A 20,677-nucleotide genomic window follows, 5' to 3' on the forward strand; every position below is an offset into this window, starting at 1 on the left:
GCTGGTGGGGAGAACAACCGCGGCGGCGGGGCGTTCCGGATCGATCAGGCGGGAGCGCCGCCCTACAGCAGCCGGTACTGCCCGCCCTCCGGCACCGGGACGGCGAAGAGGTCCGTGCGCAGCGGCGTGCGGCCCTCTCCGTAGCCGAGGCGCCGTGCCGCCTGCCGCATCCGATCCGCGAGGAGGGCCGCGTAGGGGCCGCTGCCGGTGAAGCGCCGGCCGAAGGTGGCGTCGTAGACCTGCCCGCCCCGGGCCTCGGCGAGGAGCGCGAAGGTGCGGGCCGCGCGGTCGGGATAATGCTCGGCGAACCAGTCGCGCACGAGGTCGGCGAGTTCGTGCGGCAGGCGCAGGAGCACGCTGCCGCACTCGCTGGCGCCGGCCTCGCGGGCGCGGGCGAGCAGGGCCTCGATCTCGTGGTCGTTGAGGCCCGGGATCACCGGCGCCATCAGCACCATCACGGGCACGCCGGCATCCGCCAGGGCCCGGATCGCGGCGAGCCGCTTCTCGGGCCGCGGCGCGCGCGGCTCCATGCGGCGGGCGAGGACCGGATCGAGGGTCGTCACCGAGAGCGCCACCCGGACGAGGCCCCGGGCCGCCATGCTCCGCAGGAGGTCGAGGTCGCGCAGCACGAGGTCCGACTTGGTGACGATCCCCACCGGATGATTGAAACGGTCGAGCACCTCCAGCACCCCGCGGGTGATGCGGTGGCGCCGCTCGATCGGCTGGTAGGGATCGGTCGCCGTGCCGAGGGCGATCACCCGGGGGCGGTAGCCCTTCGCCGAGAGTTCCCGCGTCAGCAGATCGGCGGCGTTCGGCTTGGCGAAGAGCTTGGTCTCGAAGTCGAGCCCCGGCGAGAGCCCCGCATAGGCGTGGTTCGGCCGGGCGAAGCAGTAGACGCAGCCGTGCTCGCAGCCGCGATAGGGGTTGATCGAGCGGTCGAAGCCGATGTCGGGCGAGTCGTTGCGGGTGATGATCGTGCGGGCCCGCTCGATCGTCACCTCGGTGCGCAGGGGCGGCAGCGCCTCGTCGCGCTCCCAGCCATCCGCGAAGGCCTCGCGCCGCGCCGGCTCGAAGCGCCCGGTCGGGTTGGCGGTCGCGCCCCGGCCGCGGCGCTGCTCGGCCGCCGGCGTCGCGGCCGACAGGCGCCGATCGCCCCGGATTCCGCCGTCCTGCCCCGCCACGATCCCGATCCCCGCCCGATCCCCGGACAAGACTGGAACAAAAAGTGAACATTGGCAAGTGGCGCCGATCGAGGCAGGACGACCGATGATGCATGGGTTAAGGGCCGCCGCATGATCACCGCCGTCGTTCATGTCAGGCAAGCGGACAGGCCCGAAGCCATCGAGGCACTGGCGGATTCGCTGTCGGCGCTGGTGGCGGGGGTGGCGGCGGGGGTGGTCGGCGACGCGGTGATCGTGGCGGCCGACCCCACGGACCGCGACCTCGCCCTGGTGGCCGACCGGACCGGCGCCGCCCTGGTCGCGCGGGGCGCCGATCCCTGGTTCGCCGCGGCGGCGGTGGCGCGCCGGTCCTGGCTGTTCTGCCTGGAGGCCGGCGACGTGCCGGCGGAGGGCTGGATCCGCACCCTCGACCGCTTCGCCGGAACGGCGCCGGAGGGCGTGCTCGGCCGCCTGCGCCGCCCGCACGCCCCGCTGCCCCACCGCCTCGCCGCCCGCATCGAGACGGTGGCCGGCACGCGCACCATGCGGGCCGGCGACGTGGTGCGCCGCGAGGCGCTGCCGCTCGCCGGCCGCTTGCGGGTACGCCGGCTCAACGGGATGCTGATGCGGGAGTGACGTACGGAGCGATCCACAGGGACCTCGTGGATTCCCCCGAGCCACGAGTGGACGGCGACGGTCTAACCGAGCACGGGATGACGGACGGGACGGTCCGGCCCAGCCCGGAGCGGCTGTCTCGGGAAGCCTGAAGTTCCTCGCCGCGGCTCTCGCCCTGACGATCGCCGCCACCGCGGCCGCCGCCGAGCCGTTCGAGCTGCCCGACGACGGAGCCGCTGGCGACCGTCGAGCTGCCGAACGCCTGGTCACCCGAGGAGATCGAGAAGGGCGCCCAGGCGACCTCGCCGGATTCCTCCGTCCACGTGGCCTTCGAGATCGACAACCCTCAACCGGGACGGCGAGGACAAGGACGGGCCGACCAAGGTCAGCCTGTCGATCCTCATCCCGTCACCGACTGAGGTCGGCATCCTGAGCGACCGGGGCTCGCCGGACGGTGAGAAGACGCACGCCCGCCAGCTGCGGCGCATCGCCGAGAGCATCCAGCGCCTCGGGAGCCGACGGGCCAGGGCAGGGCGCTCAGGCGCCGGCCCCGCGCCTCAGGTGCTCGTCGAGGCGCGGCATGATCTCGACGAAGTTGCAGGGCCGGTGGCGGTAGTCGAGCTGGGCGGCGAGGATGCCGTCCCAGGCGTCCCGGCAGGCCCCGGGCGAACCCGGCAGCACGAAGATGTAGGTCGCCCCCGCGACGCCGGCCGTCGCGCGCGATTGCAGGGTCGAGGTGCCGATCTTGTCGTAGGAGATGCGGTGGAAGATCGCCGAGAAGCCGTCCATGCGCTTCTCGAACAGGGGCTCCAGGGCCTCGGGCGTGACGTCCCGCCCGGTGAAGCCGGTGCCCCCCGTGGTGATCACCGCGTCGATGCCGGGATCGGCGATCCAGGCCCGCACCTGGCCCCGGATGGCCTCGACGTCGTCCGGCACGATCGCCCGGGCGGCCAGCGCGTGCCCGGCCTCGGTCAGGCGTCCGGCGAGCGTGTCGCCGGAGCGGTCGTCGGCGAGCGTGCGGGTGTCCGAGACGGTGAGCACCGCGATCCGGAGCGGGACGAAGGGGCGGGCGGTGTCGAGGGCCATGGGCCGCCTCCTACAGCTGCGCCGCCCGGAACGTGTCGCAGGATTGCGTCTGGCCGCTGCGGAAGCCGGTCTGGAACCAGCGCATGCGCTGCGCCGAGGAGCCGTGCGTGAAGGAATCCGGCACCACGTAGCCCTGGCTCTGCTTCTGCAGGCGGTCGTCGCCGATCGCGTTGGCGGCCGCCATCGCCTCCTCGATGTCGCCCTGCTCCAGGGCGTTGAAGCGGTCGTCCGAGTTCTTGGCCCAGACGCCCGCGAGGCAATCGGCCATCAGCTCGACGCGCACGGAGAGCTGGTTGGCGGTGCGCTCGTCCACCTGCTGCTGCCGCTTCTGCACCTTGCCCAGGATGCCGAGCACGTCCTGCACGTGGTGGCCGACCTCGTGGGCGATCACGTAGGCGTAGGCGAAGTCGCCCTTCACCCGGAACTTCTGCTCCATCTCCTTGAAGAAGGTCGTGTCGAGATAGACCTTCTTGTCGAGCGGGCAGTAGAACGGCCCCATCGCGGCCCGGGCGGCGCCGCAGGCGCTGCGTGTGCCGCCCTGGTAGAGCACCATGGTGGTGGGCGTGTATTGCCGCCCGGTCTGGTTCGGCAGCACCTCCTTCCAGACATCCTCGGTGTTGCCGAGGATCGCGGCGGCGAAGCGCCCGGTCTGGTCGGTGGGCGCGCCGGTGCGGCGCTGGCCATCCGGACGCTGCCCGTCCGCGCGCTGCTCCTGGGGGGCGCGCTGCCGGTTCACCATCTCGGCCCCGCCGATCAGGATCGCCGGGTTGATGCCCGTGACCCAGCCGATGATGCACAGGATCACGATGGCGCCGATGCCGAGGCCGCCCGCCCCGCCGCCCGGGAGGCCGAAGCCTCCGCCGCCCTCGCCGCGACGGTCCTCGACGTTCTCGGAGGTCCGAAAGTCTTCCCAGCGCATGTCCGTCACCCGTTCGTCCCGGACGGACGGCTACGCGGGCCGGCGCCGGGGCTCAAGAGTAATCGACGCCGCCGGGCACGGTTCCGCTTCGAGTCACCCGGCCGGGCCGCCCTCCGGCCCGGCCAGGGCCGCGCGCAGGGCCCGGAAGTCGCGCCAGGCGAGGCGCTTCTGCAGGGGCTGGCGCAGCAGGTAGGCGGGGTGCAGCGTGGCGAGGAGCCGGATCTCGCGCTTTCCCGTCTGGTACGGGAACCAGCGCCCGCGCGACTTCAGGATGCCGTCCTTGGTGCCGGCGAGCGTCTGGGTGGCGACGCCGCCGAGGCAGACCAGGATGTCGGGATCGGCGAGCGCGATCTGCCGCTCGATGAAGGGCTTGCAGGTGGCGACCTCCTGGGGCGTCGGGTTGCGGTTGCCCGGCGGGCGCCAGGGCACGACGTTGCCCACATAGGCCGAGGTCCGGTCGAGGCCGATCGCCGCCATCATCCGGTCGAGGAGCTGGCCCGAGCGGCCCATGAAGGGCTTGCCGACCCGGTCCTCGTCGGCGCCCGGCGCCTCGCCCACGAACATCACCCGGGCGGCGGGGTCCCCGTCCGCGAAGACGAGGTTCTTGGCGGTGAAGCGCAGGGGGCAGCTCTCGAACCGGGCGAGCAGCCCTTCGAGCTCCTCCAGCGAGCCGGCCGTGCGGGCGAGTTCGCGCGCATCGCCTGCGGCCTCGCCGGGATCGGCGGCGGCGGAGCGGCCGAAGGTGCTGCTGCGCGCCGGCGGGCGGGGGGCCGCCACCGCGGGAGCGGCGGGCGCCGGCTCGGGCGGGGGCGGCGCCTGGCGGGCGGCGGCCTTCGCCGCGCTCTCGGCGAACCGGTCGTGCGGCGCCTCGTCCAGGGCCGCGTCCACGCCGGCCGCGACGTGGAAATCCAGGTAGGCGAGGAGGTCGCCGCATTCCGAGGCGTCGTCGGTCATCCCCGTGATGTGGCAAGCCTTCCGCCTGTGGACAACGGCGAATCGCCACCTCATGCCTGCGGCACGGCGCGCCGGATCACCCTTCGTCCGCTTGCGCCCGACGAGCCGGCGTCGCACGGTCCGCGAGATTGGAATGGCTTGAGCCTGTCCTAGATCGTTTATATGTGAACGATCTCGCGGCCGCGGGATTCGAGCGCGAGGGAGGATGAGGGATGGAGTTGCCGGAACGCGAGGCGATGGACTTCGACGTGGTCGTCGTCGGGGCGGGCCCGGCGGGGCTCGCGACGGCGATCCACCTCAAGCAGCTCGCCGCCGAGGCCGGCGGCGACGTCTCGGTCGTCGTGGTGGAGAAGGGCGGCGAGGTCGGCGCGCACATCCTCTCGGGGGCGGTGATCGACCCGATCGGCCTCGACCGCCTGCTGCCGGACTGGCGCGAGGATCCGGACCGCCCCCTCAAGACCGCGGTGGTGAAGGACGAGTTCATGTTCCTGGGGCCGGCCGGGGGCGTCAGCCTGCCGAACATCGCCTTCCCCAAGCTGATGTCGAACCACGGCAATTTCGTGGGCTCGCTCTCCAACGTCACGAAGTATCTCGGCCGCAAGGCGGAGGAACTCGGCGTCGAGATCTATCCGGGCTTCCCGGCCGCCGAGGTGCTGCACGACGAAGCCGGCGCGGTGGTGGGCGTGGCCACGGGCGACCTCGGCGTCGCCCGCAGCGGCGAGCCGCGTGACGACTTCACCCGCGGCATGGAGCTGCGCGCCCGCTACACGGTGTTCGCGGAGGGCGCGCGCGGCTCGCTCACCAAGCGGGTGATCGACCGCTACAAGCTCAACCAGCATTCCGACCACCAGAAGTACGGGCTCGGGGTCAAGGAGCTGTGGCAGGTCAAGCCGGAGACGTTCCGGCCCGGCCTCGTGCAGCACACCATGGGCTGGCCGCTGCCCAACAAGGCCGGCGGCGGCTCCTGGCTGTACCATTTCGACGACCACCTCGTGTCGGTGGGGTTCGTCACGCACCTGAACTACGAGAACCCGACCCTGTCGCCGTTCGAGGAGTTCCAGCGCTTCAAGACGCACCCGATGATCCGCGAGACCTTCGCGGGCGCCAAGCGCATCGGCTACGGCGCGCGGGCGATCATGGAGGGCGGCTGGCAATCGGTGCCCAAGCTCGTCTTCCCGGGCGGCTGCCTCGTCGGCGATTCGGCGGGCTTCGTGAACGTGCCGCGCATCAAGGGCTCGCACAACGCGGTGCTCTCCGGCATGCAGGCCGCGAAGGCGCTGTTCTCCGCCGTGGCGGCGGACCGGCGCCAGGACGAGATCACCGAGTACGAGGCGGGCTGGCGCGGCAGCGAGATCGGCTACGACCTCAAGCGCGTGCGCAACGTCAAGCCGCTCTGGTCGAAATACGGCACGCTCGTCGGCGTGGGCCTGGGCGGCCTCGACATGTGGCTGAACGAACTCACCGGCCTGTCGCTGTTCGGCACGCTCAAGCACGGCAAGCCGGACTATGCCTGCACCAAGCCGCTCAAGGACGTGACGCCGATCAAGTACCCGAAGCCCGACGGGGTGCTGACCTTCGACCGGCTGTCCTCGGTCTATCTCTCGAACACCAACCACGAGGAGGATCAGCCGGTCCACCTCCAGGTGAAGGATCCGGAGCTGCAGAAGCGCTCCGAGCACGACGTCTTCGGCGGTCCCTCGGGGCGCTACTGCCCGGCGGGCGTCTACGAGTGGATCGAGGATGGCGGCTCGGTGCGCTACCAGATCAACGCGCAGAACTGCGTCCACTGCAAGACCTGCGACATCAAGGATCCGAACCAGAACATCAACTGGGTGACGCCGGAAGGTCCGGGCGGTCCGAACTACGTGAACATGTGAGGGAAGGGGGCGACAGCCCCCTTTTTCTTGTTCCCCGATTCTCCGCGTCCGTTACACCCGAGCGTTTTCCCCGGAACTCCCTCCACTGACGCTCCGGCCGTGCGGGAAAGAGGAAGAGCGGGCGGGCCCGCCCTCACACCCTTTCCAGGCACAGCTCGAAGGTGATGCAGACGCTGTTGCGGCCGCGGGCGAGGGCGCCCTCGTGGATCGTCCCCGCCACGTCGACCACCGCGATGTCGAGCTCGGCCAGGGGCCGGCCGTCCGGACCCTCGCGGACGAGGCCGTCCCGGATCAGCACCTCGCTCGCATCGGTCGGCACGACGCGTCCGTCCGCGAAGGCCGGCTGCACGATGCTTCCCAGACCCCGCACCCGGGCGCGGCGCAGGCCGAGATCGGCGCAGGCGCCCTCGACCGCCGCGAACAGCTCCTCGTTCGGCTGGATCTTCAGCAGCACGCAGGCCGCTTCCGCGGATGCGGGCCCGGCCACCGGCGTGAACAGCGAGAAGTTCGTCTCGGCATCCGGCAGCACGCGCCAGGCGGGCCCCGCCGTGCCCCAGATCTCGGCCCGCGGCGGGGTGCGGATCACCACCTCGCCGGGCAGCAGGTGGCCGGCCCGGCGCCGTCCGTCGGCTTCGGTCCAGATCCCGTGCACGTGCAGGAAGGGCGCGCCGTCCCGCTCGCCGCAGGTCACGCTCGCCCGTTCGAGCCGCGTCTCGCCCGCGGGCCGGAAGGTCTCGCTGTAATAGGCCGCATAGGTCGGGTCGCTGGAGAGCGCTGGCATCACGTAGGCGAAGGGCCCGAACGAGCCCCCGTCGAGATGCGCCACCGCCCCCGTCACCCCCGCCGCGGCGAGGGGAGCGGCCAGCGTGTCGAGGAGCGTCGCGCCGGGCTCGAGCCGGGGGGAGAGGTGGAGCAGGGCCCCGGCCGCCGCGATCCGGCGCTCGGGCCGCAGCGGTCCCGGCTGGGCGAGATGCGCGCGCACAGGCTCAGGCCGCATGGCTCGGACGCCCGCCGAGGGGCAGGAGGCCCGCCGCTTCCAATTCCTCGCGCACCATCTTCTTGGTGATCTTGCCGTAGCCGGATTTCGGCAGGGACGGTCGCAGGAAGATGCGCTTGGGCAGCTTGTAGCGGGCGATCTTGCCGTCGAGGAAATCCAGGATCTCGGCCTCGGTGAGCGCCGCTCCCTCGCGGGGCACGCAGACCGCGATGCCGATCTCGCCCCAGGTCGGGTCCGGCACGCCGAGCACCGCCGTCTCGGCCACCGCCGGATGGGCCAGGATCTTCTCCTCGATCTCGCGCGGATAGATGTTCGAACCGCCCGAGATGTACATGTCGGAGGCGCGGCCGGTGATGGTCAGGAAGCGCTGCGCGTCGAGGAAGCCGAGATCGCCGGTGCGGAACCAGCCGTCGCGGAAGGATTCCGCATTGGCCTTGGGGTTGTTCCAGTAGCCCGCGAAGACCGCCGGGCCGCAGACGCAGATCTCGCCGGTCTCGCCCGGCGGCAGCGCGCGGCCCTCTGGATCCTGGACCTGCACCTCCATGCCGGTGCGCTCGATGCCGCAGGTGCCGATGCGCACCCCCGGCCCGTCCTCGGCCTCGTGCAGGTGGGGCGGCAGCACCGTGATGTTGCCCGTCACCTCGCCGAGCCCGAAATACTGGACGATGACCGGCCCGAGGGTCCTCAGCGCCCGCTTCTGGTCCTCCCGGTACATCGGCGCGCCCGCGTAGATCACGTAGCGCAGGGAGGAATGGTCGTGCGCGGCCACGGCCGGATGCTCGACCATCATCTTCAGGATGGTCGGGACCGTGAACATGTTGGTGATCCGGTGCTGCTCGACCAGCCGCCAGACCTCGCCGCCGTCGAAGCGGTCGGAGCCCGGCAGCACGGTGGTCACCGCGCGGGCGACCTGGGCCAGCGCGTGGACGCCCGCCCCGTGCGAGAGCGGCGCCACGACCAGGGAGGCATCGCCCTCCGCGGTGGTGCCCGGCATCAGGTCGCAGAGGTGGTTGGTGATCACGAAGGCCATCTGGCCGTGGGTGAGCACGGCCGCCTTCGGCTTGCCGGTGGTGCCCGAAGTGTAGAAGAACCAGCAGGGGTCGTCGTAATCCACGGCCGCGTTCGGCACCCGGCCCTCCGGCGCCTCCGCGAGCAGCGCCTCGTAGGCGACGCCCTCGGCCGGGCCGTCGCCCAGGGTGACGACGAGGCCGAGATCCGGGCGGGCCGCGCGCACCGCCGCCACGTGGTCCGGGTTGTCCGCCTGGCACAGGAAGGCGCGGGCCCCCGACTGCTCGGCCAGATAGGCGACGTCGCCCGGCATCAGCCGGTGGTTCGTGGGCACGAACACGGCCCCGAGCCGGAAGGCCGCATACATGATCTCCAGGATCGGGTTGCCGTTGCGGGCATGCACGAGGAGGCGGTCGCCCTTGGCGATGCCGCGGCCGGCGAGCGCCGCGGCGAGACGCGAGACGCGGGCGTCGAACGCGGCCCAGCTCCAGCGCCGCTCGCCCCAGGCGATCGCCGTGCGCTCGGGATGCCGCTCCGCCGCCTGGGTCAGCCCATGGGCAAGATTCATCACCCGGCGGGACATCGGGGTCATGGGGCGCCTCCCGGCTGTTGTCGGTGGTGTTCTCGTTCGGGCCGGCGCCGCTCAGGGCGGTTCCGGCGGCCCGTTATGCCACAGGGCGCCGCCGACCCGGAAGCTCCGCCGGTGATGGGGGCTGGGTCCCTCGCGCAGCATGGCCGCCCGGTGCGCCGCGGTGCCGTAGCCGACGTTGCGCTCCCAGGCATAGGCCGGGTGGCGGCGGGCCAGCACGGTCATCAGCCGGTCGCGCATCACCTTGGCGAGGATCGAGGCGGCGGCGATCTGGGGCACGAGGCGGTCGCCGCCGATCACCGCGCGCACCCGCCCCTCGAGGCCGGGCGGCCGGTCGCGCCCGTCCACCGCGACGGGGCCGGCGAGGCCGAGCCGCCGCACGCTGCGGGTCATGGCGTCGAGGGTGGCGGCGCGGATGTTGATGCGGTCGATGAGCGCCCGCGAGGCGCCCGCATAGGCGATGCGGGCATGGGCGGGCAGGCGGGCCGCGATGCTCCGGCGGGCGGCCGCGTCGAGCCGCTTCGAATCGTCGAGGGATTCGAGGAGATCGACCGGCAGGGCGGCGGGGTCGAACTGCACCGCCGCCACGATCACCGGCCCGCAGAGCGCGCCGCGCCCGACCTCGTCGCAGCCGATCAGGACGGGATAGCGCGCCGCCTCCTCCGCGCGGAAGGGGCGGGTCGCGCGGAGGAGGCGGGTCACTTCTCGGTGCAGAGTCCCGCGGCGGTGAGGCGCCGGTGGTGGCGCGGATCGCAGTCGGTGGCGAGGAACGAGGCCCATTCGGCCTGCGTGCCGTAGAAGGCGTTGCGGTCGACGTCGCCCTGCACCCCCGGCACCCGGCCCGTGGAGGTGAACTGCCAGAGCATCCAGTCCCGGTTGGCGAAGCGCTGCTCGGGCTCGGCCGCGGTGGAGCGCACCCAGTGCGGATAGTCGGGCAGCTCGCCCTCCAGCACGTCGCGGTGGAAGGTGATGTCCGTGTAGATGATCGGCCGCTTGCCCGTGTAGGCCTCCATCTCGCGCAGCATGTACTGCGTCATCGCGAGGGCCTGGGCCTTGGGCAGCTTCTTCGGGCACTTGGCGGAGTGGCCGTTCCACTCGACGTCGAGGACCGGGGGCAGGGCGGTGGGATCGTTCGGGACGTTCCGCTTGAACCACGCCATCTGCTCCTCGGGGGAGCGGCACCAGAACACGAAGTGGTAGGCGCCCCGCGGCACGCCGGCCCGGGCGGCGCCGTTCCAGTTCTCGCGGAAGCGCTCGTCCAGGTGGTCGCCGCCCTCGGTCGCCTTGATGAAGGCGAATTGCGTGCCGGCGGTGCGCACCGAGGTCCAGTCGATCGGACCCTGCCACTTCGAGACGTCGATGCCCTGGATCGGGTGGCGCTTGGCCCGCGCGACGCCCGGATGGGGCTTCACGTCGCCCTTGGTGGGATAGAAGTCGCTGGAGCCGGCGCAGGCCCCGAGCAGGAGGAGCCCGAGCCCGGCCGCGAGTCGCTTCGTCCAAGCGACACGACGCAGGGCGAGGGAGGAGAGCTTCGACTCCAGCGGCATCGACGCGCAACCTGAACTGACGCAGAACACAATGGCTATTCGATGGAGCGGGGCAGGTTAATGAAGGCTTGACAGTATCGCGCGCGAATTCCAGCGAGCGTTGCAGCAAAGACACTTACGGGCCGGCGCGGGCGGGCGCGGCCCTCGGCCGATCGGCCTAAGCGCCCGGCGGCATTGGATTTTGCGAGGGAAGCGGGTGGATAAGGTTCTGTTCACCATCGGGTACGAAGGCGCCGACTCGGAGCGCTTCGTGGGGGCCCTGCGCGGGGCGGGCGTGGCCGTGCTCGCCGACGTGCGGGCGGTCGCCCTGTCGCGCAAGCGCGGCTTCTCGAAGAGCGCCCTGCGCGACGGGCTCGCCGAGGCGGGAATCGGCTACGAGCACCTGCGGGCGCTCGGCACGCCGAAGGCCGGCCGCGAGGCGGCCCGCGCGCACGACGCCGCGCTGATGCGGCGGATCTACTGCGCGGAGGTGCTCGACACGGGGGCGGGCGAGGCAGCCCTCGACGGCCTCGCGGACCTCGCCGCGGGGGCGCCCACCTGCCTGCTCTGCTTCGAGCGCGATCCCGAGCGATGCCATCGCCGGGTGCTCGCCGAGCGGCTGGCGGCGCGGGGTTTCACCGTCGTCGACCTGTTCGCCTGACCGGGCGCCGCGAGAGCCGCCGCGCCGGGAGGATCAGCGGCCGGGCAATCGCCCCGAGGCCCGGGCCTTTACTTGCGGCGGGCCTTGCGGGCGGCGTAGCGGGCGTCGCGGGCGGCCTTCTGCTCGGCCTCGACGGCCTTCTGGCGCTCGGCCTCCTCGGCGGCCTCGCGCTCGGCGTGGGCGCGGGCCTCGGCCTCCTCGGCCGCGCGGCGCTCGGCCTCGGCCTTGCGCTCGGCCTCGCGCTCGGCCTCGCGGGCGGCACGCGCCTCGGCGATGCGCTGCCGCTCGGCGCGGCGCTCCTGCACCGCCGGATCGTCCTCTGACGGGCGGGCCTTGAACTTCTCCAGCATCGCCTTCTTCGCCTGCGCGGAAGCGCCCTGGCGGTTGCCAAACTGCTGGTCCTTGAAGCCTGCCATCGTGTGCGTCTCGTGGGTCCTGCTCGGGGGCGCGGGGCGCCCGGTTCGGGAAGAGACCGTCCTCTAGCGCCCGGCGCGTCCAGATTCAAAGGTAAACGAAGACGCGGCCCCGCGCGATCGGGCCTTGCGCAGGGGAGACCTCGTCGAGGATTGCGCGCCGCGCAGGCGTGGAGCCCCGCCCGGTGGCGGGACGGCGCCCTCAGCCGAACTGCTCGCGCAGGATGCGCTCGTCCATGCTGTGGCCGGGATCGTGCAGCATCACGAGGTCCGTCGAGCGGTCGAGCTGGGTCTCGACCCGGGCGACGCGGCGGAACTCCGTGTGGTCGGCCACCGCCGCCACCGGCCGGTACTCGGGGTCCTTCACCTCGATGCGGATGCGGGCGTGGTTGGGCAGCAGCACGCTGCCCTGGCGCCGCGGCCGGAAGGCCGAGATCGGGGTGAGCGCGATGAGCTGGGCCGAGATCGGCAGGATCGGGCCGCCCACCGAGAGGTTGTAGGCCGTCGAGCCGACCGGGGTCGCCGCCAGCACGCCGTCCGCGATCAGCTCGGGCAGGCGCACATGCCCGTCGATGGAGATCTTCAGCTTGGCGGTCTGGTGGGTCTGGCGCAGCATGTAGACCTCGTTGACCGCCCGCGCCGTGTGGGTGAGGCCGAGCACGTCGGTCGCCACCATCAGGAGCGGGTGGACCACGCTGCGCTCCGCCTGCTCCAGCCGCTCGGGCAGGTCGTCGAGGTGGAACTCGTTCATCAGGAAGCCGACCGTGCCGCGGTTCATGCCGTAGATCGGCTTGCCCGTGCCCATGAAGCGGTGGAGGGCCTGCAGCATCAGGCCGTCGCCGCCGAGGCCCACCACCACGTCGGCGTCCTCCGGAGGCACGTGGTCGTAGCGCTGCATCAGGAGGGCGGCGGCCTCACGGGCATCCGTGGTGGGACTCGCGATGAAGGCGATCCGGTTGAAACGCCGCGCCATGCTGATTTCCGCCCCGCTTGACGCCCCGGCGCCGCATCCCGCACGTCGGGGATCCGGATCCGCCGTCACGGGAGACGCATAGCATGGAGCGCCCGCTGCTCGTCTACACGACCTTTCCGGATGCCGAGACCGCGCTCGCGGTCGGGGAGGCGCTGGTGCGCGAGAAGCTCGCCGCCTGCGTGAACGTGCTGCCGGGCATGCGCTCGGTCTATGCCTGGAAGGGCGCGGTGGAGCGGGGCGAGGAGGTGGTGGCGATCCTCAAGAGCCGCGAGGGGCTGGCGGACGCCCTCGGCGCCGCCCTCAAGGCCCGCCATCCCTACGAGACCCCGATCATCCTGCACCTCACCCCCTCGGGCGCCGATGCCGGCACCCTGGCGTGGCTCCTCGCCGAGACGGGGGGCTGACCCCTCAGGCCGGGTTCACGCCCCATTGCAGCGGCACGAACTCGTAGCCCTCGCCCGCCTTGGCGATGTGGCCGGCCGCCGGGAAGGGCGCGTGGTAGAACGCCACCGCCACCCGCTCGGCGGCGGCCATGCCGAGCATCGCGTGCCGGGTGGCCCGGGCCTGGTCGGCATCCATGTCGAACACCGCCGACCAGTCGGGGTTGCGCACGAACAGGGCCGGGTGGTTGGTGACGTCCGACAGCGCCATCAGGCGATGCCCGCCGGATTCGAGCAGGAAGGCGGTGTGGCCCGGGGTGTGGCCGCGCGCGTCGAGGGCGGTGAGGCCGGGCAGCACCTCCTTGCCCCAGGCGTAGCGCTCGACCCGGATGTCCTTGGGCTCGAAGGCCCGGCGCACCGCCCCGACCGTGGGCTTGAGCGGATCGGGCGGGTTCGCCATCCGGCTCTCGTCCATCCAGAAGGCCGCCTCGGCCTCCGGCACCAGCACCTGGGCGTTCGGGTAGGCGAGGCTGCCGTCCTTGCGGCGCAGGCCGAGGATGTGGTCGGGATGGAAGTGGCTGATCACCACCGCGTCGATCTGGCCGGGCTCGATCCCGAGCGCCGCGAGCGCCCGCAGGGCCCCGCCGGTGGTGGGCGGTCCGTTATCGGCGAAGCCCGTGTCGATCAGCACCCGGCGCCCGCCGAGGGTGAGGAGCAGCGGCGTGAAGGTGATCGGGAGCTGGTCCTTCGGCAGGAAGGCCCGCTCCAGGGCGGCCTGCACCGCCTCGAAAGGCGCGTTGCGCACGAAGGACGCGTCGAGCGGGCGCGCCGCCATCCCCTCGTGCAGAGCCGTCACCGCCACCTCGCCGACGGCGTAGCGGTGGAGGGCGGGCGGCGGGGCCGGGCTCTGCGCGGCGGCGGGGCCGCCGCCGAGGCCGGCGGCGCTCGCGGCCGGGGCGGCGGCGAGCAGGGTGCGTCGGGTCATCGACATGGCTCTCTCATCCCGAGCGGACGGACGGGCCGCACCTAAGGCGGCCCGCCGCCCCGTCAAGCGAGACGGCCCGCGCTCAGCGGTTGGCGCGGGCGAGCGCCGCGTGCAGGAGCAGGTTCACCCCCGGCAGCGTCGCGGCGAGGTCGATGTCCTCGGCCTCGTTGTGGGTGATGCCGCCCTTGCAGGGGGTGAAGATCATGCAGGCCGGGGCGACCCGGGCGACGTGGTAGGCGTCGTGCCCGGCCTGGGAGCGCAGGTCCATGGTGGGGATGGCGAGCTGCCCGGCGGTGCCGCGCAGGAGACCGATCAGCTCCGCATCGAAGCCGAACACCCCGAAGCCCCATTCCTCGGCGATCCGGATCCCGGTGCGGGAGCGCGCGGCGCAATCCGGCAGGGCCGCGCGGAGGGACGCCTTCATGGTCTCCAGCGTCTCGAGGGCGGGGGCGCGCATGTCGACGAACAGCTCGGCATATTCCGAGAGCGTGCCGGGCAGGTTCGGCACGAGGTCGAGCCGCGCCGCGGTGGCCTTGGCGTCGGTGTCGGCATGGGCCCAGCCGATGTCGTTGACCGCCACCGCCACCATGGCGGCGCCCACGAGGGCGTTGTGGCGCTCGGCCATGGGGGTCGGGCCCGTATGGGCGGTCTCGCCCTCGACGGCGATGCGCATGCCGCAGCTCGGATAGCCGCCGGTGACGATGCCCACCGGCACGCCCGCCGCATCGAGGGCCGGGCCCTGCTCGATATGCAGCTCGAAATAGGCGTCGATGGCGCGGCCCCCGACCGGCTCAGGGCCGCGATAGCCGATGGCCTCCAGGGCGTCGCCGAAGCGGGTGCCGTCGCGGTCGATGCGGCCCTCGACCCATTCGGGGGTCTGCTGGCCCGACCACGCCAGGGAGCACAGCATCGGCGGCGAGAAGCGCGCGCCCTCCTCGTTGGTCCAGTTCACCACCTCGATGCTGCGGCGGGTCGCGATGCCGAGATCGTCGAGCGTGCGCAAGACCTCGAGGCCGGCGAGCACGCCCAGGATGCCGTCGAAGCGCCCGCCCGCCCATTGCGTGTCGAGGTGGCTGCCGATCACCACCGGGGGCAGGTCGGGCTCGCTGCCGGGGCGGCGCAGGGTCATGCTGCCGAGCCGGTCGATGGAGAGGGCGTAGCCCCCCTCCGCGGCCCAGGCCTTGAGCTGGTCGCGCATCACCCGGTCGGGCTCGGTGAGGGTGAGCCGCCGGATGCCGCCGCGCGGCCCCGTGCCGATGCCGGCCGAGACCATCAGCGTGTCCCAGAGCCGGGAGCCGTTCACCGAGAGATTGGTTGCCATGCTGGTTGACCACCGAAAGCCGTTTCGTCGCGCGCCAGCATGCGAGCCCCGTGCCGGGGGGACAAGCGCGGGATGCAGGGCAGGGGGGCCGCGGGAGCGGTTCTCGCCCTAGAGCATTTTCCGACGAAGTGGATCCCGGTTCGTCGCAGAAAATGCGGTAAAATCAAAGACCTAGAGCGGCGCCTGATTGCAACGTGATCGGGCGCCGCTCTAAGCCCAGCGGCGGGCCCCCAGCAGCCCCTCCCGCGCCGCCGCGTAGTCCCGCTTGAGCCGGGCGATCACCGCCGCGGCGGGCGGCGCGTCGTCGATGGTGCCGACGCCCTGGCCCGCCCCCCAGATGTCGCGCCACGCCTTGGTGCGGCCGGAGCCGAAATCCATCCGGGTCTTGTCGGCATGCGGCAGGGCGTCGGGATCGAGCCCCGCCGCGGCGACGCTCGGCTTCAGGTAGTTGCCGGGCACGCCCGTGAAGAAGGGCGTGTAGATCACGTCCGCCGCGCTCGTCCCGACGATCATCGCCTTGTAGGCCGGGGCCGCGTTCGCCTCCGCGGTGGCGATGAAGCGGGTGCCCATATAGGCGAGGTCGGCGCCCATCGCCTGCGCGGCCAGGATCGCCGCGCCCGTGGTGATGGCGCCCGAGAGGATCAGCGGCCCGTCGTAGAAGCGGCGCACCTCGCCGACGAGGGCGAAGGGGCTCAGCGTCCCCGCATGGCCCCCGGCCCCGGCGCAGACCAGGATCAGCCCGTCGACCCCGGCCTCGAGCGCCTTCTCGGCGTGGCGCACGGTGGTGACGTCGTGAAAGACCAGCCCGCCCCAGCCGTGCACCGCCGCCACCACCGCGTCCGGCGCCCGGAGCGAGGTGATGATGATCGGCACCCGGTGCGCGGCGCAGACCGCGAGGTCGTGCTCCAGCCGGTCGTTCGAGGCGTGGACGATCTGGTTGACCGCGTAGGGCGCCACGATCCGGCCGGGATCGGCGGCGCGGGCCGCCGCGAGGGCCCCGTCGATCTGGGTGAGCCAGCCGTCCAGGGCCTCCTTCGGGCGGGCGTTGAGGGCCGGGAAGGAGCCGACGATGCCGCCGAGACACTGCGCGATGACGAGTTCCGGCCCCGAGACGATGAACATCGGCGAGGCGACCACGGGCAGCGACAGGGCGCCGGCGAGGCTGTCGGGCAGGGGCATCGGCGGCGTGTCTCCCGGGTCTCGTGACGCACCGGCATCGCATCGGCCTCGCATCCGGTCAATCGGCCGGTGACGGCCCCGCCCGCGGCGGGCTAGAACCCGCCGGGCGGGCGCGAAGCCCGCCAAGCATCATCCAGAGGAGCCGCCCTTGCCCGAGACCTCCACTCCCCCCGAGGCGGTCGGCCTCTCCGCGGAGCGCCTGGAGCGCATCGACGGCTGGATGCGCCGCTACGTCGACGAGGGGCGGCTCGCCGGCCTGTCGGTGATGGTGGCCCGCCACGGGCAGGTGGCATTCTCGCGCGCCCACGGCCTCTGCGACCTCGCCCGCGGCCTGCCGATGGCCGACGACACCATCGTGCGCATCTACTCGATGACGAAGCCGCTGACCTCGGTGGCGGTGATGATGCTCTACGAGGAGGGCCGCTTCCAGCTCGACGATCCCGTCACCCGCTTCCTGCCGGAGTTCCGCGACATGCGGGTGCTCACCGGGGGCAGCCGCCGCAAGTGGGAGAGCGTGCCGGCCGAGCGCGACATCACCATCCGCGACCTCCTCACCCACACCGCGGGCCTCACCTACGGCTTCATGGAATCGACGCTGATCGACGCCATGTACCGGGACGAGGGCGTCGACTTCCAGACCGCCGAGACCTCGCTGGCCGAGGTGGTGGCCAGGGCCGCCGCCCTGCCCCTGCTCTCGCAGCCGGGGGCGGAGTGGAACTACAGCATCGCCACCGACGTGCTCGGGCACCTCGTGGCGGTGGTCTCGGGGCTGCCCTTCGACGTCTTCCTGCGCGAGCGCATCATCCGCCCGCTCGGCATGGTCGATACCGACTTCCACGTGCCGGCGGACAAGCTCTCCCGCTTCGCCGCGAACTACGCCTACGGCGAGGGCGGCCGCCTCACGCTGATCGACGATGCGGTCGAGGGCCGCTACGCGCGCCCGCGCCGCGTCGCCTCGGGCGGGGGCGGGCTCGTCTCGACGGCGGCGGATTACGCGCGCTTCTGCCGCTTCATCCTCAACCGCGGCGAACTCGACGGCGTGCGCCTCCTCGGCCGCAAGACCGTGGCGCTGATGACCGCGAACCACCTGCGCGGCGACCTCGCCGACATGGGCCAGCCGCGCTTCTCGGAATCGAGCTACAGCGGCATCGGGTTCGGGCTCGGCTTCTCGGTGATGCTCGATCCGGCCAAGGCCCAGATCGTGGGCACGCCGGGCGAGGTCGCCTGGGGCGGCGCCGCCTCGACGGCCTTCTGGATCGATCCGGCCGAGGATCTGTTCGTGATCCTGCTCACGCAGCTCATGCCGTCCTCGGCCCTGCCGCTGCGGCGCGAGCTGCGCGTGCTGACCTACGCGGCGCTGGTGGATTAGCGCGCCTGCCGCCGAAGGGGATCCCGCATCGGCGCAGGATGCTCAGGGTCCCACCGCCCGCCGGTAGAGGTGCCAGGTGGCATGGCCGAGCACCGGCAGCACGATGGCGAGCCCGACGAACAGGGTCGCCATCCCGACGACGAGCAGCGCCGCCACCATCAGGCCCCACAGCACCATCGTGACCGGATTGGCCCGCATCAGGGCGACCGAGGTCTCGATGGCGGTGCCGGCATCCATGTCGCGGTCGACGATGAGCGGGATCGACACCGCGCTCACCGCGAGCGCCAGGAGCGAGAAGGCGGCCCCCGCGAGGTTGCCGACCGCGATCAGCGCCCAGCCCCGGGGCGTGGTGACCACGTCGGCGAGGAAGGCGCCCACCGAACCGTAGACGGAGCCGTCGAACAGGGCGTGGTAGATCGCCAGCGCCACCGTGATCCAGGCGGCGAAGAGCGCCGCCAGCACGAGGCCGACCGCGAGGAGGGGCCGGGGCGAGCGATGGGTGAGGGGCTCGTAGGCCTGCACCCAGTCGGTCTCCTGACCGCGCTCGCGCCGCCGGCTCATCTCGTAGAGGCCGATCGCCGCGAAGGGCCCGATCAGCGCGAAGCCCGAGGCGAGGGGGAACAGCAGCGGAACGAGGTTGTTCTCGAAGGTCGCGGCCGCGATGATCACCCCGGCGATCGGATAGATCATCACGATGAAGAGGACGTGGGTCGGGTTGTCGAGGAAGTCCGCCCAGCCCTTGGCGAGCGCGATCTGGAGATCGGCCGGGCCGATCCGATGCACGGCGGGATGATGCGCCGCGTAGTCGGGCGAGAAAACTGACACCGTCATCGCAGATCCTCCGCACAGGTGATGCGGGCGCGACGGCCGACAGGCCGAGCCGGGAAGCGGGGTCGTCAGGTCATCGCGTGCGCAGGTTCATCCTTCGTGGGCGCCCGCCCTCGTCGCGGCGGGCCGGAACGGCGGGAGCGTAATCCATGCCGTGGGATTGGACCAAGGGGGGAGGCCGCGCGCGGCCTCCTGCGGGAGCCGATCACGTTGTCTCGATCGGGGCGGCGGAGCGGAGCCGGGCCTGCTCAAACGCTCGCGAGCCCCGCCGCCGCGACGAGCGCCCGCGTGTAGGCCGCGCGCGGATGCGCCAGCACCGAGGCCGTCTCGCCCCGCTCCACCTCGGCCCCGTCGCGCAGCACCAGCACCGTGTCGGCGAGCGCCCGCACCACCGCGAGGTCGTGGCTGATGAACAGGTAGGCGAGGCCGTGCGCCGCCTGGAGGTCGCGCAGGAGCGCGATGATGTCCCGCTGCACGGTGCGGTCGAGGGCCGAGGTCGGCTCGTCGAGCACCACCACCCTCGGCCGCAGGATCATCGCCCGGGCGATGGCGATGCGCTGGCGCTGGCCGCCCGAGAAGGCGTGCGGGAAGCGGTGGCGCCACGCCGGATCGAGCCGCACCGCGGCGAAGGCCTCCGCCGCCCGCGCGTCGCGCTCGCGGGCGCTCAGGGCGGGCGCGTGGACCCGCAACCCCTCCGCCACGATCTCGCCGGCGGTGAGCCGGGGCGAGAGCGAGCCGTTGGGATCCTGGAACACCGGCTGGAAGCCGCGCCGCAGGGGGCGCAGGGCGGCCCGGTCGAGCCGGGTCAGGTCGCGGTCCTCGAAGCGCACGATCCCGGTCGCCGCCGGCTCCAGCCGTAGCAGCGCCCGCCCGAGGCTCGACTTGCCCGAGCCCGATTCGCCCACCACCCCGAGCGTCTGTCCGGCCCGCAGGGTGAGGTCGATGCCCCGCACGGCCAGCCGCGGCGCGCCCCGGCGCCACCAGCCGCCGCGGCCCGGATAGGACACGCCGAGCCCGCGCCCCTCCAGCACCACCGGGGCCGTCGCGGGCACCGGCGCCTTGCGGCCCTGCGGCTCGGCGGCGAGGAGGTCGCGGGTTTCGGGCGCCGCGGGATGCGCGAAGAGCCGATCGGTCGGGCCCTCCTCCACGAGGCGCCCGGCCCGCAGCACCGCCATGCGCTCGGCCATGCGCCGCACGAGGCGCAGGTCGTGGGTGATGAACAGGAGCGCGAGGCCGAGCCGGGCCTTGAGGTCGGCGAGCAGCGCCAGAACCTGCGCCTGCACCGTCACGTCGAGGGCGGTGGTCGGCTCGTCGGCGATGAGGAGATCGGGCTCGCAGGCGAGCGCCATCGCGATCATCACCCGCTGGCGCTCGCCCCCCGAGAGTTCGTGCGGATAGGCCGGGAGCCGCGACGCGGCATCGCGCAGGCCGACCAGACCGAGGAGATCGCGGGCCCGGTCGCGGGCTTGGCCGCGCGTCAGGCCGCGATGGGCGCGCAGGGGCAGGGCGATCTGGTGGCCGATCGGGAAGAGCGGGGAGAGCGCGCTCATCGGCTCCTGGAACACCATGCCGATCCGCGCGCCGCGGATACGGTCGAGGGCCGGGCGGGGCAGGCCGATCAGCTCGGTGCCGTCGAACCGGGCCGAGCCGGCGACGCGGGCCGCCTCCGGCAACAGGCCCATGACGGCGAGCGCCGCCTGGCTCTTGCCCGAGCCCGATTCGCCGACGAGGGCCAGGGTCTCGCCGCGGGCGATCGCGAGGTCGAGCCCCGACAGGGCCGCCACCCCGCCATAGGCGACCGAGAGCCCGCGCAGCGTGAGGAGGGGCGCCATCGGTT

At 72.7% G+C, this 20,677-nt stretch carries 20 protein-coding genes; 5 read left to right on the plus strand and 15 right to left on the minus strand.

Annotated features, from left to right (window positions below; translation table 11 throughout):
- Positions 1-62: 62 nt before the first annotated feature.
- Positions 63-1,181, minus strand: a complete 1,119-nt coding sequence (locus ACE101_RS24245; protein ID WP_379135146.1) for a PA0069 family radical SAM protein — start codon at positions 1,179-1,181, stop codon at positions 63-65.
- A gap of 111 nt (positions 1,182-1,292) precedes the next feature.
- On the opposite strand from ACE101_RS24245, the gene ACE101_RS24250 reads away from it, so the two are divergent.
- Positions 1,293-1,796 (plus strand): hypothetical protein, encoded by a 504-nt coding sequence (locus ACE101_RS24250; RefSeq protein ID WP_379135148.1) that lies wholly within the window; start codon positions 1,293-1,295, stop codon positions 1,794-1,796.
- A 516-nt stretch (positions 1,797-2,312) separates the two neighbouring features.
- On the opposite strand, the gene moaB is transcribed toward ACE101_RS24250, so the two are convergent.
- The 3 genes from moaB to ACE101_RS24265 form a co-directional block, all read right to left on the minus strand.
- On the minus strand, positions 2,313-2,861 hold the full coding sequence (moaB, locus tag ACE101_RS24255) for a molybdenum cofactor biosynthesis protein B (protein ID WP_379135151.1): 549 nt from the start codon (positions 2,859-2,861) through the stop codon (positions 2,313-2,315).
- A 10-nt stretch (positions 2,862-2,871) separates the two neighbouring features.
- Entirely contained in the window at positions 2,872-3,780 is a 909-nt protein-coding gene (gene ypfJ, locus ACE101_RS24260) for a KPN_02809 family neutral zinc metallopeptidase (RefSeq protein WP_379135153.1), read from the minus strand.
- Positions 3,781-3,873: 93 nt separating this feature from the next.
- On the minus strand, positions 3,874-4,734 hold the full coding sequence (locus ACE101_RS24265) for a uracil-DNA glycosylase (protein WP_379135156.1): 861 nt from the start codon (positions 4,732-4,734) through the stop codon (positions 3,874-3,876).
- A 212-nt stretch (positions 4,735-4,946) separates the two neighbouring features.
- Here ACE101_RS24265 and ACE101_RS24270 point away from each other — a divergent pair, with 212 nt between their 5' ends.
- Positions 4,947-6,611, plus strand: coding sequence for an electron transfer flavoprotein-ubiquinone oxidoreductase (locus ACE101_RS24270; RefSeq protein WP_379135158.1), 1,665 nt, complete (start codon positions 4,947-4,949; stop codon positions 6,609-6,611).
- A gap of 133 nt (positions 6,612-6,744) precedes the next feature.
- Here ACE101_RS24270 and ACE101_RS24275 read toward each other — a convergent pair whose 3' ends face one another.
- The 4 genes from ACE101_RS24275 to ACE101_RS24290 are packed head-to-tail and all read right to left on the minus strand — an operon-like array spanning position 6,745 to position 10,752.
- The gene (locus ACE101_RS24275; RefSeq protein WP_379135160.1) at positions 6,745-7,608 is read right to left on the minus strand and encodes a PPC domain-containing DNA-binding protein; all 864 of its coding nucleotides are present in this window, start codon (positions 7,606-7,608) and stop codon (positions 6,745-6,747) included.
- Positions 7,598-9,208, minus strand: a complete 1,611-nt coding sequence (locus ACE101_RS24280) for an acyl-CoA synthetase (RefSeq protein WP_379135163.1) — start codon at positions 9,206-9,208, stop codon at positions 7,598-7,600. Before ACE101_RS24280 ends, ACE101_RS24275 begins: the two co-directional genes overlap by 11 nt.
- Positions 9,209-9,259: 51 nt before the next feature.
- Complete coding sequence (gene rnhB / locus ACE101_RS24285; RefSeq protein ID WP_379135165.1) at positions 9,260-9,907, minus strand: ribonuclease HII; 648 nt, start codon at positions 9,905-9,907, stop codon at positions 9,260-9,262.
- A complete protein-coding gene (locus ACE101_RS24290; RefSeq protein ID WP_379135167.1) occupies positions 9,904-10,752 on the minus strand; it encodes a glycoside hydrolase family 25 protein in 849 nt (282 codons plus the stop codon). Before ACE101_RS24290 ends, rnhB begins: the two co-directional genes overlap by 4 nt.
- Positions 10,753-10,948: 196 nt before the next feature.
- Between ACE101_RS24290 and ACE101_RS24295 the strand changes: the two genes are divergently transcribed.
- Positions 10,949-11,392: a DUF488 domain-containing protein gene (locus ACE101_RS24295; protein ID WP_379135170.1), complete on the plus strand. Its 444-nt coding sequence runs from the start codon at positions 10,949-10,951 to the stop codon at positions 11,390-11,392.
- Positions 11,393-11,460: 68 nt separating this feature from the next.
- Here the strand turns inward: ACE101_RS24295 and ACE101_RS24300 are convergent, their stop codons facing one another.
- Together ACE101_RS24300 and ACE101_RS24305 are read right to left on the minus strand one after the other, a co-directional pair.
- Positions 11,461-11,808 (minus strand): DUF6481 family protein, encoded by a 348-nt coding sequence (locus ACE101_RS24300; RefSeq protein ID WP_379135173.1) that lies wholly within the window; start codon positions 11,806-11,808, stop codon positions 11,461-11,463.
- Positions 11,809-12,007: 199 nt separating this feature from the next.
- Positions 12,008-12,778, minus strand: a complete 771-nt coding sequence (locus ACE101_RS24305) for an NAD kinase (RefSeq protein WP_379135175.1) — start codon at positions 12,776-12,778, stop codon at positions 12,008-12,010.
- A gap of 83 nt (positions 12,779-12,861) precedes the next feature.
- Here ACE101_RS24305 and cutA point away from each other — a divergent pair, with 83 nt between their 5' ends.
- Positions 12,862-13,182 (plus strand): divalent-cation tolerance protein CutA, encoded by a 321-nt coding sequence (gene cutA, locus ACE101_RS24310; RefSeq protein ID WP_379135176.1) that lies wholly within the window; start codon positions 12,862-12,864, stop codon positions 13,180-13,182.
- A 4-nt stretch (positions 13,183-13,186) separates the two neighbouring features.
- Here the strand turns inward: cutA and ACE101_RS24315 are convergent, their stop codons facing one another.
- From ACE101_RS24315 to ACE101_RS24325, 3 genes are all read right to left on the minus strand, one after another.
- The gene (locus ACE101_RS24315) at positions 13,187-14,149 is read right to left on the minus strand and encodes an MBL fold metallo-hydrolase (protein WP_379135178.1); all 963 of its coding nucleotides are present in this window, start codon (positions 14,147-14,149) and stop codon (positions 13,187-13,189) included.
- A gap of 76 nt (positions 14,150-14,225) precedes the next feature.
- Entirely contained in the window at positions 14,226-15,464 is a 1,239-nt protein-coding gene (locus ACE101_RS24320) for a Zn-dependent hydrolase (protein ID WP_379135181.1), read from the minus strand.
- Positions 15,465-15,674: 210 nt separating this feature from the next.
- Entirely contained in the window at positions 15,675-16,643 is a 969-nt protein-coding gene (locus ACE101_RS24325; protein WP_379135183.1) for an NAD(P)H-dependent flavin oxidoreductase, read from the minus strand.
- A 148-nt stretch (positions 16,644-16,791) separates the two neighbouring features.
- On the opposite strand from ACE101_RS24325, the gene ACE101_RS24330 reads away from it, so the two are divergent.
- Positions 16,792-18,012 carry a serine hydrolase domain-containing protein gene (locus ACE101_RS24330; protein ID WP_379135186.1) on the plus strand — a complete coding sequence of 407 codons (1,221 nt, stop codon included), beginning with the start codon at positions 16,792-16,794 and terminating at the stop codon, positions 18,010-18,012.
- A gap of 42 nt (positions 18,013-18,054) precedes the next feature.
- Here the strand turns inward: ACE101_RS24330 and ACE101_RS24335 are convergent, their stop codons facing one another.
- Both ACE101_RS24335 and ACE101_RS24340 read right to left on the minus strand, forming a co-directional pair.
- The gene (locus ACE101_RS24335) at positions 18,055-18,843 is read right to left on the minus strand and encodes a DUF2189 domain-containing protein (protein ID WP_379135188.1); all 789 of its coding nucleotides are present in this window, start codon (positions 18,841-18,843) and stop codon (positions 18,055-18,057) included.
- 245 nt (positions 18,844-19,088) lie between these two features.
- Complete coding sequence (locus ACE101_RS24340; protein ID WP_379138897.1) at positions 19,089-20,672, minus strand: ABC transporter ATP-binding protein; 1,584 nt, start codon at positions 20,670-20,672, stop codon at positions 19,089-19,091.
- Positions 20,673-20,677 lie beyond the last annotated feature (5 nt).

The organism is Methylobacterium carpenticola (genome assembly GCF_042748905.1).
GTDB classification, from domain to species: domain Bacteria; phylum Pseudomonadota; class Alphaproteobacteria; order Rhizobiales; family Beijerinckiaceae; genus Methylobacterium; species Methylobacterium carpenticola.

What these genes read in the sequence shown, in the direction of transcription:
- moaB (WP_379135151.1), bottom strand. Translation starts at nt 2,861, where the DNA reads ATGGCCCTCGACACCGCCCGCCCCTTCGTCCCGCTCCGGATCGCGGTG.
- ACE101_RS24250 (WP_379135148.1), top strand. Translation starts at nt 1,293, where the DNA reads ATGATCACCGCCGTCGTTCATGTCAGGCAAGCGGACAGGCCCGAAGCC.
- ACE101_RS24325 (WP_379135183.1), bottom strand. Translation starts at nt 16,643, where the DNA reads ATGCCCCTGCCCGACAGCCTCGCCGGCGCCCTGTCGCTGCCCGTGGTC.
- ACE101_RS24305 (WP_379135175.1), bottom strand. Translation starts at nt 12,778, where the DNA reads ATGGCGCGGCGTTTCAACCGGATCGCCTTCATCGCGAGTCCCACCACG.
- ACE101_RS24265 (WP_379135156.1), bottom strand. Translation starts at nt 4,734, where the DNA reads ATGACCGACGACGCCTCGGAATGCGGCGACCTCCTCGCCTACCTGGAT.
- ACE101_RS24335 (WP_379135188.1), bottom strand. Translation starts at nt 18,843, where the DNA reads ATGACGGTGTCAGTTTTCTCGCCCGACTACGCGGCGCATCATCCCGCC.
- ACE101_RS24315 (WP_379135178.1), bottom strand. Translation starts at nt 14,149, where the DNA reads ATGTCGATGACCCGACGCACCCTGCTCGCCGCCGCCCCGGCCGCGAGC.
- ypfJ (WP_379135153.1), bottom strand. Translation starts at nt 3,780, where the DNA reads ATGCGCTGGGAAGACTTTCGGACCTCCGAGAACGTCGAGGACCGTCGC.
- ACE101_RS24340 (WP_379138897.1), bottom strand. Translation starts at nt 20,672, where the DNA reads ATGGCGCCCCTCCTCACGCTGCGCGGGCTCTCGGTCGCCTATGGCGGG.
- ACE101_RS24290 (WP_379135167.1), bottom strand. Translation starts at nt 10,752, where the DNA reads ATGCCGCTGGAGTCGAAGCTCTCCTCCCTCGCCCTGCGTCGTGTCGCT.
- ACE101_RS24270 (WP_379135158.1), top strand. Translation starts at nt 4,947, where the DNA reads ATGGAGTTGCCGGAACGCGAGGCGATGGACTTCGACGTGGTCGTCGTC.
- ACE101_RS24300 (WP_379135173.1), bottom strand. Translation starts at nt 11,808, where the DNA reads ATGGCAGGCTTCAAGGACCAGCAGTTTGGCAACCGCCAGGGCGCTTCC.
- ACE101_RS24275 (WP_379135160.1), bottom strand. Translation starts at nt 7,608, where the DNA reads ATGCGGCCTGAGCCTGTGCGCGCGCATCTCGCCCAGCCGGGACCGCTG.
- cutA (WP_379135176.1), top strand. Translation starts at nt 12,862, where the DNA reads ATGGAGCGCCCGCTGCTCGTCTACACGACCTTTCCGGATGCCGAGACC.
- ACE101_RS24280 (WP_379135163.1), bottom strand. Translation starts at nt 9,208, where the DNA reads ATGACCCCGATGTCCCGCCGGGTGATGAATCTTGCCCATGGGCTGACC.
- ACE101_RS24320 (WP_379135181.1), bottom strand. Translation starts at nt 15,464, where the DNA reads ATGGCAACCAATCTCTCGGTGAACGGCTCCCGGCTCTGGGACACGCTG.